The sequence below is a fragment of the Streptomyces sp. NPDC001594 genome (assembly GCF_042893675.1).
GTDB lineage: Bacteria > Actinomycetota > Actinomycetes > Streptomycetales > Streptomycetaceae > Streptomyces.
The window spans coordinates 182105-198328 of sequence record NZ_JBIAVB010000012.1; the positions used below are offsets into that span (position 1 = coordinate 182105).

General features: G+C 75.2%; 16 protein-coding genes. 10 read left to right on the forward strand and 6 right to left on the reverse strand.

Annotation, left to right across the window (positions count from 1 at the left end; translation table 11 throughout):
* Positions 1–20 precede the first annotated feature (20 nt).
* The 6 genes from ACFY0O_RS24090 (at position 21) to ACFY0O_RS24115 (ending at position 8394) form a co-directional block, all read left to right on the forward strand.
* Positions 21–935: a LysR family transcriptional regulator gene (locus ACFY0O_RS24090; RefSeq protein ID WP_388949793.1), complete on the forward strand. Its 915-nt coding sequence runs from the start codon at positions 21–23 to the stop codon at positions 933–935.
* Positions 936–976: 41 nt separating this feature from the next.
* Positions 977–1984, forward strand: coding sequence for a hypothetical protein (locus tag ACFY0O_RS24095; RefSeq protein ID WP_388949796.1), 1008 nt, complete (start codon positions 977–979; stop codon positions 1982–1984).
* Positions 1985–2051: 67 nt separating this feature from the next.
* Positions 2052–2660 carry a DJ-1/PfpI family protein gene (locus tag ACFY0O_RS24100; RefSeq protein WP_388949799.1) on the forward strand — a complete coding sequence of 203 codons (609 nt, stop codon included), beginning with the start codon at positions 2052–2054 and terminating at the stop codon, positions 2658–2660.
* A 90-nt stretch (positions 2661–2750) separates the two neighbouring features.
* Positions 2751–6326 carry an NACHT and WD repeat domain-containing protein gene (locus ACFY0O_RS24105; protein WP_388949801.1) on the forward strand — a complete coding sequence of 1192 codons (3576 nt, stop codon included), beginning with the start codon at positions 2751–2753 and terminating at the stop codon, positions 6324–6326.
* 50 nt (positions 6327–6376) lie between these two features.
* Positions 6377–6868 carry an STAS domain-containing protein gene (locus ACFY0O_RS24110; protein WP_388949803.1) on the forward strand — a complete coding sequence of 164 codons (492 nt, stop codon included), beginning with the start codon at positions 6377–6379 and terminating at the stop codon, positions 6866–6868.
* Between the two features lie 71 nt (positions 6869–6939).
* Positions 6940–8394 (forward strand): condensation domain-containing protein, encoded by a 1455-nt coding sequence (locus tag ACFY0O_RS24115; protein ID WP_388949805.1) that lies wholly within the window; start codon positions 6940–6942, stop codon positions 8392–8394.
* Here ACFY0O_RS24115 and ACFY0O_RS24120 read toward each other — a convergent pair.
* The 4 genes from ACFY0O_RS24120 to ACFY0O_RS24135 form a co-directional block, all read right to left on the reverse strand.
* On the reverse strand, positions 8384–9619 hold the full coding sequence (locus ACFY0O_RS24120) for an RNA polymerase sigma factor (protein WP_388949808.1): 1236 nt from the start codon (positions 9617–9619) through the stop codon (positions 8384–8386). The two genes, ACFY0O_RS24115 and ACFY0O_RS24120, sit on opposite strands and share 11 nt — an antisense overlap.
* Positions 9619–9975 carry a YciI family protein gene (locus ACFY0O_RS24125; protein WP_388949810.1) on the reverse strand — a complete coding sequence of 119 codons (357 nt, stop codon included), beginning with the start codon at positions 9973–9975 and terminating at the stop codon, positions 9619–9621. The genes ACFY0O_RS24120 and ACFY0O_RS24125 overlap by 1 nt, the downstream gene beginning before the upstream one ends.
* Before the next feature lie 140 nt (positions 9976–10115).
* Positions 10116–10736, reverse strand: coding sequence for a hypothetical protein (locus ACFY0O_RS24130; RefSeq protein ID WP_388949813.1), 621 nt, complete (start codon positions 10734–10736; stop codon positions 10116–10118).
* Between the two features lie 95 nt (positions 10737–10831).
* Entirely contained in the window at positions 10832–11101 is a 270-nt protein-coding gene (locus ACFY0O_RS24135) for a hypothetical protein (protein ID WP_388949817.1), read from the reverse strand.
* An 81-nt stretch (positions 11102–11182) separates the two neighbouring features.
* Here ACFY0O_RS24135 and ACFY0O_RS24140 point away from each other — a divergent pair, with 81 nt between their 5' ends.
* The 3 genes from ACFY0O_RS24140 to ACFY0O_RS24150 all read left to right on the forward strand — a co-directional run bounded on the left by ACFY0O_RS24140 (position 11183) and on the right by ACFY0O_RS24150 (position 13095).
* Entirely contained in the window at positions 11183–11527 is a 345-nt protein-coding gene (locus ACFY0O_RS24140) for a thioredoxin family protein (protein ID WP_358892183.1), read from the forward strand.
* Between the two features lie 153 nt (positions 11528–11680).
* Positions 11681–12880 carry a cytochrome P450 gene (locus ACFY0O_RS24145; RefSeq protein ID WP_388949820.1) on the forward strand — a complete coding sequence of 400 codons (1200 nt, stop codon included), beginning with the start codon at positions 11681–11683 and terminating at the stop codon, positions 12878–12880.
* A gap of 5 nt (positions 12881–12885) precedes the next feature.
* On the forward strand, positions 12886–13095 hold the full coding sequence (locus ACFY0O_RS24150) for a ferredoxin (RefSeq protein ID WP_358892185.1): 210 nt from the start codon (positions 12886–12888) through the stop codon (positions 13093–13095).
* A 91-nt stretch (positions 13096–13186) separates the two neighbouring features.
* Here ACFY0O_RS24150 and ACFY0O_RS24155 read toward each other — a convergent pair whose 3' ends face one another.
* Positions 13187–13390 carry a cold-shock protein gene (locus ACFY0O_RS24155; protein ID WP_079424163.1) on the reverse strand — a complete coding sequence of 68 codons (204 nt, stop codon included), beginning with the start codon at positions 13388–13390 and terminating at the stop codon, positions 13187–13189.
* Positions 13391–13684: 294 nt separating this feature from the next.
* Here ACFY0O_RS24155 and ACFY0O_RS24160 point away from each other — a divergent pair, with 294 nt between their 5' ends.
* Positions 13685–15187, forward strand: a complete 1503-nt coding sequence (locus ACFY0O_RS24160; RefSeq protein ID WP_388949824.1) for a DEAD/DEAH box helicase — start codon at positions 13685–13687, stop codon at positions 15185–15187.
* Positions 15188–15241: 54 nt separating this feature from the next.
* On the opposite strand, the gene ACFY0O_RS24165 is transcribed toward ACFY0O_RS24160, so the two are convergent.
* Entirely contained in the window at positions 15242–16189 is a 948-nt protein-coding gene (locus ACFY0O_RS24165) for a class I SAM-dependent methyltransferase (protein WP_388949826.1), read from the reverse strand.
* Positions 16190–16224 lie beyond the last annotated feature (35 nt).

A 16224-nucleotide genomic window follows, 5' to 3' on the forward strand; every position in this document is an offset into this window, starting at 1 on the left:
GACCGGCCCGAGGAACACCCTTGATCGATGTGCACCGGCTGCGCGTCCTGCGGGCCGTGGCGGACCACGGCAGCTTCAACCGGGCCGCCGCGGCCCTGCGGCTGACCCCCTCGGCGGTCTCCCAGCACATCGCCGCGCTGGAGCGCGGCCTCGGCCAGCCGGTGGCCGAGCGCAGCACACGCGGGGTCACCCTGACCGAGGCCGGCCGGCTGCTGGTGGAGACGGCCGAGACCGTCACCGCCGAACTGGACCGGGTCCGCGCGCGCATCGACCGGCTGGCCGCCGGACGGCCCCGGCTGACGGTCGCCACGTTCACCAGCGGGGGCCGCCACCTGCTGCCGGGGGCCCTGTCCGCCTTCGTCCGCGCACACCCGGAGGTGGAGCTGACGGTGCTGGAGGCCGAGCCGGAGGCCTCGCTGCCGATGGTGCGGGCCGGTGCGGCGGACCTGGCGCTGGCCTACCACTTCGACGGCCCGCTGCCCTCCGGGACCGGGCTGTCCTGGCTGCCGCTGCTGGCGGACCCGCTGTACGCGGTCCTGCCCGCCGGCCACCGGCTGGCGGGGCGGGAGGCCCTGGAGCCGGCCGAACTGGCGGCCGACCGCTGGGTGCTGGGCTGCATGAAGACGGAGGCCTTCCTGCGCCGCTACGCGGACCGGGCCGGGTTCGAACTGCGGATCGCCGCGTCCACCACCGACTACTTCTTCTCCCAGACCCTGGTCGGCGCCGGGGTGGGCGTGGCACTCGTCCCGCACATCGCCCTGGCCCCGCCCCCCGGTACGGCGGTGGTCCCCCTCGCCCCGCCCCGCCCGGCCCGTCACCTCGGCGTGGCCGCTCCCCTGCGCTCCCCGCACCCGTACGCGACGGCCCTGGCAGGGGCCCTGGGCACCTCGGTGGCCGGGGAGGCGGAACCGGGGACGGCGGACCCCGGCGCGTAGGAGCATGGAGCCGGCCGGGGGAAGTCGCGGAGGGGGCCGGGATGTTCGTCGCGTACGTGGCCGGGGAAGGGCGCTGGGCGCTGTGGCTGGTCTGCGCCTGCTACCTCGTGGTCGTATACATCACCAGCCGGGGGCTGATCGCGGCCCCGCGCTACCGGCTGCTCCAGGCCCGCCTGCACGGCTGCCGGGTCCGGGCCGGGGTCTGCGCGGCCCGGGCGGCCCCGGACGGGGCGGAGCCCGCCGTCCGGGCCGCCGTGCTGAAGGCGGTCACCGACCGGCTGGACCGCCTGGAGCGCAACGGGCAGGTGGCCTGGCGGCTGCTGCCCCGGCGCTGGGTCGTCGCCATCCCGCTGTCCAAACTGGCCTCCGCCTGGCGAGTGCTGCACGAGGCCGAGGCGCAGCTCCTGCGCCTGGAGGACCCCGAGGAGACCGCCCTGCGCGCCCGCGCCCTGCGGCTGCGCCTGGAGGACGGCCGGGACCCGGCCGACGAAGGCCTCGCGCGGGAACTCGCCGCACCCACCGGTGACCCGGCGGCCGGACGGGCCGCGCTGATCGCCGTCACCGAGCGGCTCGCCGAACGCGAGGACGGCGCCTTCGAGCGCGAGTACGAACTCCAGCGCATCGCCCTGTGGCTGGCCCTCATCGGCCTCGGGGCGGTGCTGCTGATCGGCCTGGCCCTCGACCACCGGCTCTCGCTCCTCCTGGGCGGCCTGGGCGGGTTCCTGTCCCCGCTGGTCGGGGTGATGCGCGCGCAGCGGCCCGCCTCCTGGGGCGTCCTCGTCCTGGCGCCGGTCGGCGGGGCCCTGGCGGCACCCGGCGGGCTGCTGCTGGTGCGGATGCTCGCCGACCCCGAACTGAACCTCCTGGGGCGGGTGTTTCTGGACAATTCCTGGGGTTCCCCCGCCCGGCCCATCGCCCTGGCGATCGCGCTCCTGTTCGGCTTCTCCGGCACCCTGTTCTCCCGGCTCGCGCTCGCCGCCACCGGCCAGCTGGTGCCGGTGGCGGACCGCGGGGCGGAAGGGCGCAAACAGGCCACCGGACGCGCGTGACCGCATGGCGGACCGCTCGGCGGGCCGGGATCATGGAGGTCCGGCAGAACGGTCCCAAGGAGTGGTGATGCGGGTAGCGGTGGTCACGTTCGACGGGTTCAACGAGCTCGACAGCTTCATCGCCTCGGCGCTGGTCAACCGCTGCCGGCCCGACGGCCTGGAGGCCTTCATCACGACGCCGACCCCCGTGGTGACCTCGATGAACGGCGTCGAGGTGACGGGTCAGCGCCCGATGGAGTTCGTGCGGGAGGCCGAGGTCGTCCTGATCGGCAGCGGCATCAAGACCCGCGACGTGATCGCGGACGACCGGCTGCTGTCGATGCTGCCGCTCGACCCCTCGCGCCAGCTGATCGGCTCGCAGTGCTCCGGCGCGCTGGTCCTCGCCCGGCTCGGGCTCCTCGCCGGCCGGCCCGCCTGTTCGGACCTGACGACCCGCCCGTTCGTCGAGCAGCTGGGCGTCACCGTGCTGGACGAGCCCTTCCACGTCGAGGGGAACGTCGCCACGGCGGGCGGCTGCATGTCCTCGCTGTACCTGGGCGCCTGGGCCATCACCCGGACCCTGGGCGAGGAGGCCGCGCGCGCCGCCGTCGCCTACGTGGCACCGGTCGGCGAGCAGCGCGAGACCGTCGAGCGCACGATGTCCGCCATCGGCGTACGGGACTCCGCCCTGCTCTGAGCCCCCCGTATCGTCAACCGCCGCCGCCAATACGCCCGTTGGGCACCCGGCGGTCGCGGGGCCGTGGCCGCGCGGCTAGGTTCTGGCCCCATGCAACGACGACCGCTCGCCCTCGTCCTCGACGTGCTGCTCATGCTGGTGGGCACCCTGCTCGGGATCGCGACCAACTACGCCACCAACGTGGAGGGCGAGGTGCCGCTCCCGCTGCGGCTGCTGCGCCAGTGGTCCATACCCCTGGTCGGCGTCGGGCTCCTGGCCCTGGTCGGCGGCCAGCTGTGGCTGCGGTGGCTGGAGCGTCGGCCGGTGCCGGCCCCCGCGGCATGGGCGGCCGGGCAGCCGCCGTACCCGGGCCTGGAGGCCTTCGGGGAGGAGGACGCGGCCGTGTTCTTCGGGCGGGAGCGGGAGACCGCCGCGCTCGTGACCCGGCTGCACCCGGCGGCCCCGACCCGGGCGAACCGGTTCGTGACCGTGGTCGGGCCCTCCGGCTCCGGCAAGTCCTCACTGGTCCGGGCCGGGCTGCTGCCCGCGCTGACCGGGCGGCGCTCGCACTGGACCGCGTACCCGGCGATCACCCCCGGCACCGACCCGGTGGGCGCGCTGCGCCGGGCCCTGGACGGGGCCGTCGCGGACGGACGGTCCCGGGTGCTGGTGGTGGACCAGCTGGAGGAGCTGCTGACCCTGTCGGGGCCGCGCGAGCGGGCCGCGTTCGCCGCCGCGGTGCGCCGGGAGCTGGCCCGGCAGCCGAGGCTCTGGCTGGTGGGCACCTTGCGCTCGGACTTCCTGACCGGGTTCCTGGAGGAGGAACTGGCCTTCCTGGTACGGGATCCGGTGGTGATCGGGGCCCTGGAGCGGGAGGCGCTGCACGAGGTCGTGGCCCGGCCGGCCGCGGCCGCCGGGGGCTCCTTCGAGGCCGGCCTGGTGTCGCGGATCGTCGACGACTGCGGGGGCGGCGACGCGCTGCCGCTGCTGGCCTACACCCTCCAGGAGCTGTACCGGCGGGCGGGCGGCCCCGGGTCGGTGATCGGGTACGCGCACTACCGCGAGGCCGGCGGGGTCGCGGGGGCGCTCGTCGGGCAGGCCGACCGGATCCGCGCCGAACTGCTGGGACCGGACGCGGACTCCGGCGCCGGACCGGACCCGGTGGTGCGGACCCTGCTGCGGCTGGTCACGGTACGCGGCGAGGAGCCCGTCCGCAGCCCGGTCCCGCGCTCCGAACTGACCGCCGCCGAGCGGGAGATCGCCGACGCCTTCGTGGCGGGCCGGCTGCTGACCTCCGACGCGGGGGTCCTCGACCTGGCGCACGAGGCGCTGCTGCGCCGCTGGCCGCCCCTGCGGCGGGCCGTCGCCGGGCACGTGGAGGAGCTGCGGCGGCGCGGCGAGTGGGAACGCTGGGCCCGGGAGTGGGAGTTCGCGGGCCGCGGGGAGGCCTTCCTGCTGACCGGGGAACGGCTGGCGGCCGCCCGTGCCTGGCGGGAACGGCCCCCCGCCGGGCTGGAGGTCTCGGCGTTGGTGGCGGAGTACGTGGAGCGCAGCACGCGGGCGGACGGCGCGGACCGGGCGCGTACGGCGGACGCGGTGGCGGCCCGGGTGCTGGAGAGCCGAGAACCGGAGGCGGCCGTCGCCGTCGCCCTCGCGGCGGTCACGGAGTGGGCGCCGACCCCGGCCGCCCTCCAGGCCCTGCGGACCGCTCTGGACGCTTCCTTGCTGCGGGCGGCGCACGGGGGGTTCGGGGCCGAGGTGACCGGGGCGGCCTGGTCCCCCGACGGGTCGTGGCTCGCCGCCTGCGCCGGGGACGGCCGGGTGCGGGTCTGGCGGACGGACGGCCCGGACGGGGCGGAGGGCGGAGCGACGGACGGCGCCCCGGACGGGGGCCGCGCGGAGCCGGTGGTGCTCGACGTGCCGGGCGCATGGCCCCGGGCGGTGGCCTGGTCGCCGGACGGCGCCCTGCTGGCCTGCGCCACCCGGGACGCCCGGCTCACCGTCTGGGACACCGCCGCCTGGCGCCGGGTGGCCGCCCTGCGGCAGCCCTTCCCCGGGGGCGGGCCCGGCGGGGCGCTCGGCGCCCTCGCCTTCTCCCCGGACGGCCGCCGGCTGGCGTCGGCCGGAGCGGGCGGGGAGCTCCGGCTGTGGGACACGGCGTCCTTCACCCCGGCCGGGTCTCTGCGGGCCCCGGCGGCCGGGATGCTGTGGAGCGCGGCCTGGTCCCCCGACGGCGACCGGATCGCCGCCGCCGGGGAGGACGGCGCCGTACGGATCTGGCCGGCGGCCGGCGGGGAGCCCGTACCGGCCGGGCCCGCGCACGAGGGCGCGGTGACGGCCCTGGCCTGGTCCCCCGACGGGGCCCTGCTGGCCGCCGCCCGCGCCGACCGCACGGTGGTGCTCCGCGACCCGGCCACGGGCCGCGCGGTGCGCTCCCTGTCGAGCATGGACGGGATCGACTGCCTGGCCTGGTCCCCGGACGGGACCCGGCTCGCCGCCGGCGACCGGCACCGCAACGTCCGGATCTGGGACCTCCGGGTCGGGACCGCGGCCGACGGCGAGGGCTCGGCGCTCTGGCTCACCGGGCACCTGGACTCCGTACGCGCGGTCTCCTGGACCCCCGACGGGAGGCGGCTGGCCACCGCCTCGCGGGACCGCACGCTGGCCGTCTGGGACACCGCCGCGCCGCCGAACGTGCTGCGCGGGCACGCCGAGTCGGTGTGGCAGCTCGCCTGGTCGCCGGACGGGGCGCGGGTGGCCAGTGCCTCGGAGGACGGCACCGTACGGCTGTGGCCCACGGCGGAGCCCGGGCCGCCGCGGGTCCTGGCGGCGGGGCAGTGCGGGGACCTCGCCTGGTCCCCCGACGGCTCGCGGCTGGCCGTGGGCCGCCGCGACGGCGCGGCCGTGCTCTGGCTGCCCGACGGGACCCGGTCCGCCGAACTGCCGGGCGTCCACGGCGCGGAGGTGTCGACGGTGACCTGGTCCCCCGACGGCACCCGGCTGGCGACGGGCGGACGCGACGGCCTCGTCCACCTGCGGGACGCCGCCGGCCGGGGGCCGGTCCTGGTGCTGCGCGGGCACGGGGACTGGGTGACGGGCTCCGCCTGGTCGCCGGACGGCAGCCGGCTGGCCACCTGCGGGACGGACCGCACGGTCGTCGTCTGGGACACCGCGACGGGGGAGCGGCTGCGCACCCTGGAGGGGCACGAGGACCAGGTCTGGGAGGTGGACTGGTCGCCGGACGGGCGGCTGCTGGCCACCGGCTCCCGGGACCGCACCGTCCGCCTGTGGGACCCGCACGTGGCGGGGCCGGCCGCGGCCCGCGCCGTGCTGGCCGGGCACGACGACCGGGTCCAGGACCTCGCCTGGTCCCCGGACGGCACCCGGCTGGCGTCCGTCTCCCGGGACCGGACGCTGCGGCTGTGGGACCCGGCGGCGGCCGCGCCCGTCGCCGTCGTCGGACTGCACGCGGACTGGGTCAACGGGGTGGCCTGGGCGCCCGACGGCAGCCGGATCGCCACCTCCTCGCGCGACCGCACGGTCCGGCTGTGGACCCCGGTGGGCGAAGGCGGCGCCGGGCCGCTGCTGCGCCTGGCGGAGCGGCGCGTGCTGCACCCGCCCACGCCGGAGCAGCGCCGCGCCCACCAGCTGCCGCCGCCCGACGCGGACCCACGGCCACGCGGGTGAAGTGCGTCCCGGCGCCGGTTCCCGTCCGGGGCGGGGCCCGTTGGAAGGGCGTGAACACCCCCATAGACTCGATAAACGCCCACCTGCCCTGCCGGGCCGGAGTCCCGGCCGCTCCCCCGCGCCCGGTCCCCCGGGGCGTCCCGTCCCGGGGCCCCTCCCCCGTCCCGCCCGCCCCCGCCGACCCGCCGGATCGGGCCGGGGCGCCGCTCCCCCTCGTCCGGTCCTCGCTCGGCGGCGGGGCCCTCTCCGTGACCCTGGCCGGGGAGTTCGACCACTACAGCTGCCTGCCCCTGCGGGCGCTCCTCGACGAGGGCGCGGCACTCGGCGCCCGCCGCCTGGTCCTCGACGCGGCCCGCGTCACCTTCTGCGACTCCGCCCTGGCGCACCTCCTCGACCGGTGGGCCCGCGACGGCCGCACCTGGGAGATCGGCCGCGGGTCGCGCTCCCTACGGCTGCTGCTGGACCTGTGGGAGCGGCTGGGGCGCGCCCCGGCGCCTCCCGGGCGGGGCGCCGGCCCGGCTCCGGAACGGGAGCGGGAGTGAGGGCGTCACTTCCGCGGGCCGGGTGTCGTTAGGCGCTCGGGGCTGATTCGGGGGACGAAGGGATGGCGTGAATGCGGCAGTTTCCGCTGGAGATGCACCAGGTGGCGCCGGGGCGCCTCGTCGAGTGGCGGTTGCGCTCCACGACGGCACCGGGCACGGCGGACCGGAAGGCTTCGTTCAATCAGGACAAGCACTTCACCGTCGCCGAGGAGAGCCGCGCCGACGGCGACCGGGTCGCGTCCTTCGTGGCCGTCACCTTCGAGATCGACGGCGCCCTCGACGAGGCCGTGCTGGCCCGGGCCCTGCTGGGCTTCGTCCAGCGGCACGAGGTGCTGCGGTGCGAGTTCCTGCGGCTGGCCGGGGAGGTGTCCTGCGCCCCCCTGCCGGCCGCCGAACTCGCCCTGGAGGCCGAGGAGGTGGCCGCGCACGGTTCGGCCGGGCGGCTGGGGGCGTTCCTGTCGGAGCGGTTCCAGCGGAGCATCGACACGCTGTCCTGGCCGCTGTTCGTGATGGGCGCGGTGGTCCGCCCCGACTCCGCGACCGTCTACCTGGCGTTCGACCACATCGTCTGTGACGGCATGTCGATGCCGGTCGTCGCCCACCAGGTGCTGACCTCCTACGAGGCGCTCCTGCGCGGCGAGGAGCCCGAGCTGCCGCCGGCGCCGAGCTACCTGGACTTCGCCGACGAGCAGCGCCGCCGCTACCTGTCCATCGACGCGGACGACGAGCGGCTGGACTACTGGAAGTCCTTCATCGGGCGCGGCGGGGAGTTCTTCCCCCGCTGCCCGCTGGACCTGGGCGTCGAGCCGGGCCGGATGTACCCGATCGTCAACGAGGCCTCCTGGCTGCTGGACGCCGCCGAGGCCGAGGTGTTCGAGAAGGTGTGCCGGGAGACCGGGGCGAAGCCGTTCATGGGGCTGCTCGCCTCCGTCGCCGTGTGCCTGCGCGAGGCCGGCGGGCCGGGGGTGTACCGGGGGTTCATGCCGGTCAGCGAGCGGGGCCGGGAGACGTGGACCAACTCGGTGGGCTGGTTCGTCAACACCCTCCCGATCGAGTTCGACGCCTCCCCGGGCAAGGACTTCGCGCAGGTGACGGCCGGGGTCCAGGAGGGTTTCCGGGAGATGATGCGGCACCTGGACGTGCCGTTCGTCCGGGCCTGGGAGCTGCTGGCGCCGGAGGAGTTCGCCCTGCGGTCCTGGCCCTACGCGGTGAACTTCTTCTCCTACATCGACATGCGCCGCTGTCCGGGTGCCGAGCGGCACGAGGAGTGGCGGCCGACCACGCACGTGTGGTCGGCGACGGGCAACGGGACCTGCTCGTGGTTCCAGCGGGACGCGGACGGGCTGCACATGAACTCGCTGTACGTGGACACCCCGGCCGCGCGGCGCACGATGGACGACTTCCAGGAGGCGCTGCGCCGGACGGTGCAGTGCGTCGCCCGCACGGGCGGCTTCCGCAGGCCGGTGGGGCTGACGGCGCCGCGGCGCCCGGAGCCGGACCCGCGGGCGGTACGGGTCAGGGGCTGAGGCCGGGGAGGGCGGCGGCCCGGGCGAGCAGCAGTTCCCGTTCGCGGGTGTTGCGGGTGAGGGAGGCCGCCCGCTCGAACTCGGCGCGGGCCTCGGCCGCGCGCCCGAGCCGCTCCAGCAGGTCCCCCCGTACGCTCGGCAGCAGGTGGTAGGAGCGCAGCGCCGGTTCCCCGGCGAGGGCGTCGACCAGCGGCAGGGCCGCCGCGGGGCCGTCGGCCATGGACACGGCGACGGCCCGGTTGAGCTCGACGACCGGGGAGGGCACCAGGAGGACGAGGCGCCCGTAGAGGGTGGCGATGGCCGTCCAGTCGGTGTCCTCGTAGCGGACGGCGGCCGCGTGGCAGCCGGCGATGGCGGCCTGGAGGGAGTAGGGGCCGCTGCCGGCTCGCTGGAGGGCCTCGACCCCGCGCCGGATCAGGAGCCGGTTCCACCGGGCGCGGTTCTGGTCGGCGAGCAGGACCGGTTCGCCGTCGGGGCCGGTGCGGGTGGCGGTGCGGGAGGCCTGGAACTCCAGCAGGGCGGCGAGCCCGTGCGCCTCGGGCTCCTGCGGCATCAGCGCGGCCAGCTGCCGGGCCAGGCGCAGGGCGTCCTCGCAGAGGGCGGGGCGCAGGAGGTCGTCTCCGGCGGTGGCCGCGTAGCCCTCGTTGAAGATCAGGTAGATGACCTCCAGGACGGAGGCGAGGCGCTCGGCGCGGTCGGCGCCGTAGGGCACCTCGAAGCGCACCCCGGCCTTGGCCAGGGTGCGTTTGGCGCGGACGACGCGCTGGGCGACGGTGGGTTCGGGGGCCAGGTGGGCGCGGGCGATCTCCTGGGTGGTGAGCCCGCCCACCAGGCGCAGGGTGAGCGCGATCCGGGCGTCGGTGGACAGGACCGGATGGCAGGCGGTGAAGACCAGCCGGAGCAGGTCGTCGTCGATGTCGTCCGGGTCCGCGGGCTCGGCGGGCGGGGGCACGTCCTCCAGGGCCCGGCCGACCTCGGCGAGCTTGCGGGCGTAGGTCTCCCGGCGGCGCACGAGGTCGACGGCCCGGTGCCGGGCGGCGGCCATGAGCCAGGCACCGGGCCGGTCGGGGATCCCGGAGGCGGGCCACTGCTCGAGGGCGGCCACGAGGGCGTCCTGGGCGAGTTCCTCGGCGATGCCGACGTCCCGCACGATCCGGGTGACGCCGGCGATGATCCGCGCCGACTCCATCCTGAACACCGTCTCGACCGCCCCGGCCGTGGTCACTACATCTCCTGGATCTCGCGGACCTCGGCGCCCACGTGCCACGACGTCGGATGGGTTTCGAGGAACCGCTTGGTCCACTCCAGGGCCTCGGCCTTGTCCTTGCACTGCAGGAGGGCGTAGCCGCCGACGACCTCCTTGGTCTCGGTGAACGGGCCGTCGGTGAAGCTGAGCTTCCCGCCGGACCAGTCGAGGCGGGTGGCCTGGGCGGTGGGGAGCAGTCCGGCGGTGTCGAGCATGACACCGGCCTTGGTGACCTCCTCCAGCAGGGCGCCCATGCGCTGTTCGAACTCCGGCGGGAAGTCCTGCGGGGGGAGGCCCTGCTCGTCGATGCGGATGAGCGTCAGGAAGCGCGGCATGGTGACTCCTCGGTGGCGGTGGGCGGGGACTCTCCCCGCCTCTCACCCCTGCGTCGAACGGAAGGGGCCCGGATCGACAGGTCCCGGAAAAATTCTTCGGGAAATCCTCCGGGCGGGCCATCGGACGCGCGGGAGGCCCGTCAGGCGCACCAGAAGAAGATCGTGTCCTGGCCGGGCCGGCCCTCCTCCCGCGCGGTGGCCCATTCCTCGGCCTCGAAGCGGATCGCCTTGAGGAAGACCTCGACGGTCTCCCGGACCTCCGGGTCCAGCCGGTCCAGCACCGCCTCGTGCGCGGCGACGAACTCGGCGGCCAGTTCGGTCGGGAAGGTGCCCATCCAGGGGGTGGAGTCCCCTGCCGGGGGCAGGCGGACGGGCGGGCCGGACAGGAGGATCCGGGAGAGGGCCAGGCGGGCCGGGACGCCGGTGCGCGAGACCTCCTCGTCCACCGTCCGGAACCAGGACTGGCGCCGCCAGTCGCCGAGGTCGTGGGTGTCCGAGAAGTGGGCGGAGATCAGGGCCTGCAGCGCGTAGTGGTAGCCGGGGCCCTGGTCGGCGCCGACCGTGCCGTCGAGCAGCTCCTCCAGGGCCTGGGCCACGGAGACCTCGAGGTCGATGCCCTGGCTGTGCAGCCGCCCGTCCACGGTCCGGCACTTCTCCCGGACGGTGGCGAGCGTGCGCTCCTGCTCGGGCGTGCGCTCGACGGCGGTGAGCAGCCTCATCGCTTCGCGCATGCTGCCGGTGCTCATCACAAGGTGACCCACGGTCACATCCTTCCCCAGGCGATGCTTCATGTTCGCCGAACCGGGCCCTTCCGGCGAAACCGGCGTGCGGTGCGCATCCGGTCCGCGCGGCGGTTCTAGCGGCTGTCCCCGGACCAGTCCCAGCGGCCGGGGTCCGTGGCGCGGCGGCGGTAGTGGGCGCGGCCGCCCGGCCCGTAGCGGCCTATCTCTGTGGGCAGCCGGGCCTCTTCGGCCAGCCGCTCGGGGCTCCAGCCGGTGACGTCGAGGAGCAGCCCGTCGAGCGGGCCGCCGACGAGCTCGCCGTAGGCGCGGCCGGGGCGGGGGCCCGGATCGGGGTCGTCGTGGTCGGCGCCGTAGACCCTCCGGCGCGGTGTGCTGAGGTCCATGCCCCCAGGATCACAGCCACCACTGACAAGGGGCCTAGGCTGGCGGGAGTACCGGCACGAACTGCGAGGAGGGCGCCGCCCATGAACCGTCGGGTGCACCGGCCCCTGGAGGACCAGGAATTCGACTTCATCACCGGCATGGCGCGGGAGACCCCGGTCCTCGCGTATTTCACGGGCACCTGGCCCAAAGCCGTGGGGCCCTCGAGGGCGCTGGACGCCGTCGTCGAGGAGGTGGCGCAGGAGTACGGCGCCCGGCTGACGGCCGTCCGCGCGGACATCACCCGCTGCCCGGCCACGACCCGCCGCCACGGGGTGGCGGGGGCCCCGACCGTGGTCCTGCTGCGTTCGGGGGAGGCGGTGGCGACGCACGCGGGCCCGATGACGGCGGCGCAGCTGCGCGCCCTGCTGGAGGAGGCGGGGGTCTGACCACTGCGCCCACACCGGCCCCACGGGCCCCTGGCGCTCCCCTGCGGGTGAACTCGGGCAGGCTGGCCGAAACTGGCATAGGTAGGATAGGTGCCTGAGGCATGTAATGGAGTCAGGCAAGACGGAACCAGCCCTTGCGAGGTGTTGTTCTCCATGTCCGAAACCCTGCCCGGCGCCCTCTCCTTCCCGCAGGACCGCACGTGCCCCTACCACCCGCCGGCCGCCTACCAGCCCCTGCGGGACACCCGGCCGTTGACCCGGGTCACCCTTTTCGACGGCCGCTCCGTGTGGATGGTCACCGGTCACGCCGCGGCGCGTGCCCTGCTCGCCGACAACCGGCTGTCCACCGACCGCACCCACGAGGCCTTCCCCCTGCCCAGCGCGCGGTTCAAGGGGATCACCCGGCAGCGGACCGCGCTGCTCGGGGAGGACGACCCCGTCCACAACACCCAGCGCCGGATGCTGATCCCGAGCTTCTCGGTCAAGCGGGCGGCGGCCCTGCGGCCCCGGATCCAGGAGACCGTGGACCGGCTGATCGACGCGATGGTGGCGAAGGGCCCGCGGGCCGAGCTGGTCGGCGCCTTCGCCCTGCCGGTGCCGTCCATGGTCATCTGCGCGCTGCTGGGGGTCCCCTACGAGGACCACGAGTTCTTCGAGGCCCAGTCCCGGCGGCTGCTGCGCGGCCCCGGTCCCGCCGACGTCGAGGACGCCCGGGCGCAGCTGCAGGGCTACCTCAGGGCGCTGATCCTGCGCAAGCGCGCCGAGCCGGGCGAGGGGCTGCTGGACGAGCTGATCGCGACCCGGCTGGAGGCCGGTGAGCTCGATGTCGAGGAGCTGGTCTCGCTGGCCGCGATCCTGCTGATCGCCGGGCACGAGACCACCGCCAACATGATCTCCCTCGGCACCTTCACCCTGCTGCGCCACCCCGAGCAGCTGGCGGAGCTGCGGGCCGACCCCTCGCTGCTGTCGGGGGCGGTGGAGGAGCTGATGCGGTTCCTGTCGATCGCGGACGGCATGCTGCGCCTGGCCACCGAGGAGATCGAGGTCGGCGGGGTCGCGATCCGGCCGGGCGAGGGGGTGATCTTCTCCACCTCGGTGATCAACCGCGACGAGGCGGCGTTCGAGGACCCCGACGTGCTCGACTGGCACCGGGGGGCCAACCGCCACCTGGCGTTCGGCTTCGGCATCCACCAGTGCCTGGGCCAGAACCTGGCGCGCGCGGAGATGGAGATCGCGCTCGGCACGCTGTTCGACCGGCTGCCCGGGCTGCGGCTGGCGGCCGACCCGGAGACGATCCCGTTCAAGCCCGGGGACACCATCCAGGGCATGGTCGAGCTGCCGGTGGAGTGGTGAGCGGCATGCGCGTCTCCGTGAACCGCGAGGTCTGCATCGGCGCGGGCCAGTGCGTGCTGGCCGCCCCCGAGGTGTTCACCCAGGACGACGACGGGCTCAGCGAAGTGCTCCCCGGCCGCGAGGACGGCCACGGAAGCCCGATGGTCCGGGAGGCGGCGCGCGCCTGTCCGGTCTCGGCGATCACCGTACGGGAGGACGCGCGGACCCCGGAGTGACGCGGCGGCCCCCGCCGGCCGGGCCGGCGGGGGCCGCCGTCACGTACGGGGCGCGTGGCGCGCTGTCACGTACGGGGCGCGTGGAGCGCGGTCAGAGCGGGCGGACCATCTCCGCCTGGGGTCCCTTGGAGCCCTGGGTGACCTCGTACTCGACGAGGGCGTTCTCGTCGAGCGACCTGTAGCCCTGCGCCTGAATGGCGGAGAAGTGTACGAACACGTCGGGGCCGCCGTTGTCCTGCTGAATGAACCCGAACCCCTTTTCCGCGTTGAACCACTTCACGGTGCCAGTTGCCATCGGTACTGATCCTCACTCGACGTTCCACTCGGGCCGCCTGCGCGGCCGTCTCGATACTGCCCACCCGTCCCGCGCACCACACTCCGGGCGCCGCCAACCGGGGGCGCTTCGAACACCAGGCCGACACCCCGGGCCGCTGGTAAAATGGGGCAAGACTTCAGGCGCGGGGCGCTTTCGCCCGGTGCGGACGCGTACGACGAGCCGGGGACCGTACCGAGGGGTGCGGACCCCGGCTCGTCGCCGTATCGGACCCGCTCCCCACGCGCGCTCGGTTCTCCTCACGAAAGGTTCTGCATGAAGAACCCGTCAGCTCACGGGCGTTTCGGCGTCAAGGCCGCGGCGTCGGCCGGCTCCCGCTCCAAGGGCGGGAACGGCGCCGGCAAGGCTCCGCGGACCCTGGGCCCGCAGGGCGAGTTCGCCATGCCCCGGACGGCCACCCCGGCCCTGCCGCCGGTGGACTCGTTCGACGAACTCGGTCTGCCCGCCGAGCTGGTGGAGACCCTGGCCGCCCAGGAGGTGCGGGAGCCCTTCCCGATCCAGGCGGCCACGCTGCCGAACTCCCTGGCGGGCCGTGACGTCCTCGGCCGGGGCCGCACCGGCTCCGGCAAGACCCTCGCCTTCGGCCTGGCCCTGCTGGCCCGAACGGCGGGCAGGCGGGCGGACCCCAAGCGGCCGCTGGCGCTGGTGCTCGTCCCGACGCGCGAGCTGGCACAGCAGGTGACCGAGGCGCTCGCCCCGTACGCCGACGCGCTGCGGCTGCGCATGGCCACCGTCGTCGGCGGACTGTCCATCGGCCGCCAGTCGGGGGCCCTGCGCACCGGCGCCGAGGTCGTGGTGGCCACTCCTGGACGGCTGAGCGACCTGGTCAAGCGGCGTGACGTGCACCTGGAGCGGGTGCGGATCACGGTGCTGGACGAGGCGGACCAGATGTGCGACATGGGCTTCATGCCGCAGGTCACCGAGCTCCTGGACCAGGTGCACCACGAGGGGCAGCACATGCTGTTCTCGGCCACCCTGGACCGCAACGTCGACCAGCTGGTGCGCCGCTACCTGAAGGACCCGGTGTCGCACTCGGTGGACCCGCAGTCGGCGTCGGTGGGCACGATGGACCACCACGTGCTGCACATCCACGCGGCGGACAAGGTCTCGGCGGCCACCGAGATCGCGGCGCGCGAGGGCCGGGTGATCATGTTCCTGGACACCAAGCACGGCGTCGACCAGTTCGTGAAGCACCTGCGGGCCATGGGCGTGCGGGCGGAGGGCCTGCACAGCGGGAAGTCCCAGCCGCAGCGCACGAAGACCCTCGGGCAGTTCAAGGACGGGCAGCTGACGGTCCTGGTCGCGACCAACGTGGCGGCGCGCGGCATCCACATCGACGACCTGGACCTCGTGGTCAACGTGGACCCGCCGGCCGACAGCAAGGACTACCTGCACCGCGGCGGGCGCACGGCCCGCGCGGGCGGGTCGGGCAAGGTCGTCACCCTGATCACGCCCAACCAGCGGCGCGACATGGTCCGGCTGATGGCCGACGCGAAGATCCGGCCCACCATCACCCAGGTGCGCTCGGGCGAGGCGGCGCTGAGCCGGATCACCGGCGCGCGCAAGCCGTCCGGGGTGCCGCTGTCCGGGGCCCTGCCGACCGACGCCAAGGGCCGCCCCAGCGGTACGGAGCTGGGCTTCCGCGGCCTGGGCACCCGCCCCGGCCGGACCGGCCGGGGCAAGGAGTCCCGCAAGACGATCGAGGCCCGCCAGGCCGCCGAGGCCCGTCGCGCCGCCCGGGTCCGCAAGGGCCTGTGACCCGGGGCGTACCGGGGGTGTCCGGCCCTGACCGGCCGGACACGCCCGGCGGCATCAGCGCCGGCGGCGCCGGGCGGTGACGATCGCGCGGGTGACCACCGGCGGGAGCAGGTCCTTGGCCAGCTTGCGCCAGGGGTCCACCGGCCGGGGCGCGGGCTTGGGGGCCGGCTTGGGCGCGGGCGGCGTCACCGGCTGCTCCGGTTCGGCCGGCGGGTTCAGCAGCCGGGGGGCGGGCGGGGCGGCCACGCCGTGGTCGCCGATGCGCACCAGCGGGCGCCCGCAGACCGTGTCCACGCCGTGCCACAGGTCGGTGCGGCCCTCCAGCCAGGCGAGCAGCGCCTTCTGGTGGGGCTCGGGGTCGTCCCAGGTCGCGTAGAGCTTCGAGGCGGACACGGCGATCACGTGCAGGCCGCCGACGGCCACCGCCTCCCAGACCGCGGCCGCGACGCCGGGGCAGTGCTCGGAGCGGTAGTCGTCGAAGACCACGACGGCCCCGGGGCCGGTGACGGTCTTCGAGGAGGCGATGTCCTGGACCACGTGCTCGTGCAGGTGGGAGGCGTCGACGTGGACGAAGCGGCAGCTGCCGGGGCGCACCCGGTCGGCCACGACCGAGGTCGGGGCCTGGATGACGGTCGGCAACTGCTCCTGGAACGCCAGGTAGTTGGCCTCGAAGCCGCGGCGGGTCAGGGTGGGGTAGGACTCCCGGACCTCGTCGAGGTTGTCGTCGTCGGGCGCGGGCGAGTCGAAGAGGTCGACGACGGTGAACTCCTCGCCCTCCCGCAGGTACGCGGCGAGGAAGATCGCGCTCTTGCCCATGAACGCACCGAGTTCGAGGAGGTCGCCCTTCGTGTCCGCCGTCTCGTTCTGGCGGGCCAGGAACCAGTCGAAGAGCACCTGGTCATACGCCGAGAACCAGCCCTTGACCTCGTCGAACGACCGGGGTGCGGGCGGTGCGGGCTCGGCGTCGGGGGTGGTGACGGGAGCCTGTGAAACGTGCGACACGGAGAGTCATCCTCCAGCGGAATGGCATCGGTTCA

Coding starts and splice junctions, on each gene's coding strand:
- ACFY0O_RS24115 (WP_388949805.1), top strand. CDS start 6,940: ATGCGGCAGTTTCCGCTGGAGATGCACCAGGTGGCGCCGGGGCGCCTC.
- ACFY0O_RS24150 (WP_358892185.1), top strand. CDS start 12,886: ATGCGCGTCTCCGTGAACCGCGAGGTCTGCATCGGCGCGGGCCAGTGC.
- ACFY0O_RS24145 (WP_388949820.1), top strand. CDS start 11,681: ATGTCCGAAACCCTGCCCGGCGCCCTCTCCTTCCCGCAGGACCGCACG.
- ACFY0O_RS24135 (WP_388949817.1), bottom strand. CDS start 11,101: ATGGACCTCAGCACACCGCGCCGGAGGGTCTACGGCGCCGACCACGAC.
- ACFY0O_RS24140 (WP_358892183.1), top strand. CDS start 11,183: ATGAACCGTCGGGTGCACCGGCCCCTGGAGGACCAGGAATTCGACTTC.
- ACFY0O_RS24105 (WP_388949801.1), top strand. CDS start 2,751: ATGCAACGACGACCGCTCGCCCTCGTCCTCGACGTGCTGCTCATGCTG.
- ACFY0O_RS24095 (WP_388949796.1), top strand. CDS start 977: ATGTTCGTCGCGTACGTGGCCGGGGAAGGGCGCTGGGCGCTGTGGCTG.
- ACFY0O_RS24125 (WP_388949810.1), bottom strand. CDS start 9,975: ATGCCGCGCTTCCTGACGCTCATCCGCATCGACGAGCAGGGCCTCCCC.
- ACFY0O_RS24160 (WP_388949824.1), top strand. CDS start 13,685: ATGAAGAACCCGTCAGCTCACGGGCGTTTCGGCGTCAAGGCCGCGGCG.
- ACFY0O_RS24100 (WP_388949799.1), top strand. CDS start 2,052: ATGCGGGTAGCGGTGGTCACGTTCGACGGGTTCAACGAGCTCGACAGC.
- ACFY0O_RS24155 (WP_079424163.1), bottom strand. CDS start 13,390: ATGGCAACTGGCACCGTGAAGTGGTTCAACGCGGAAAAGGGGTTCGGG.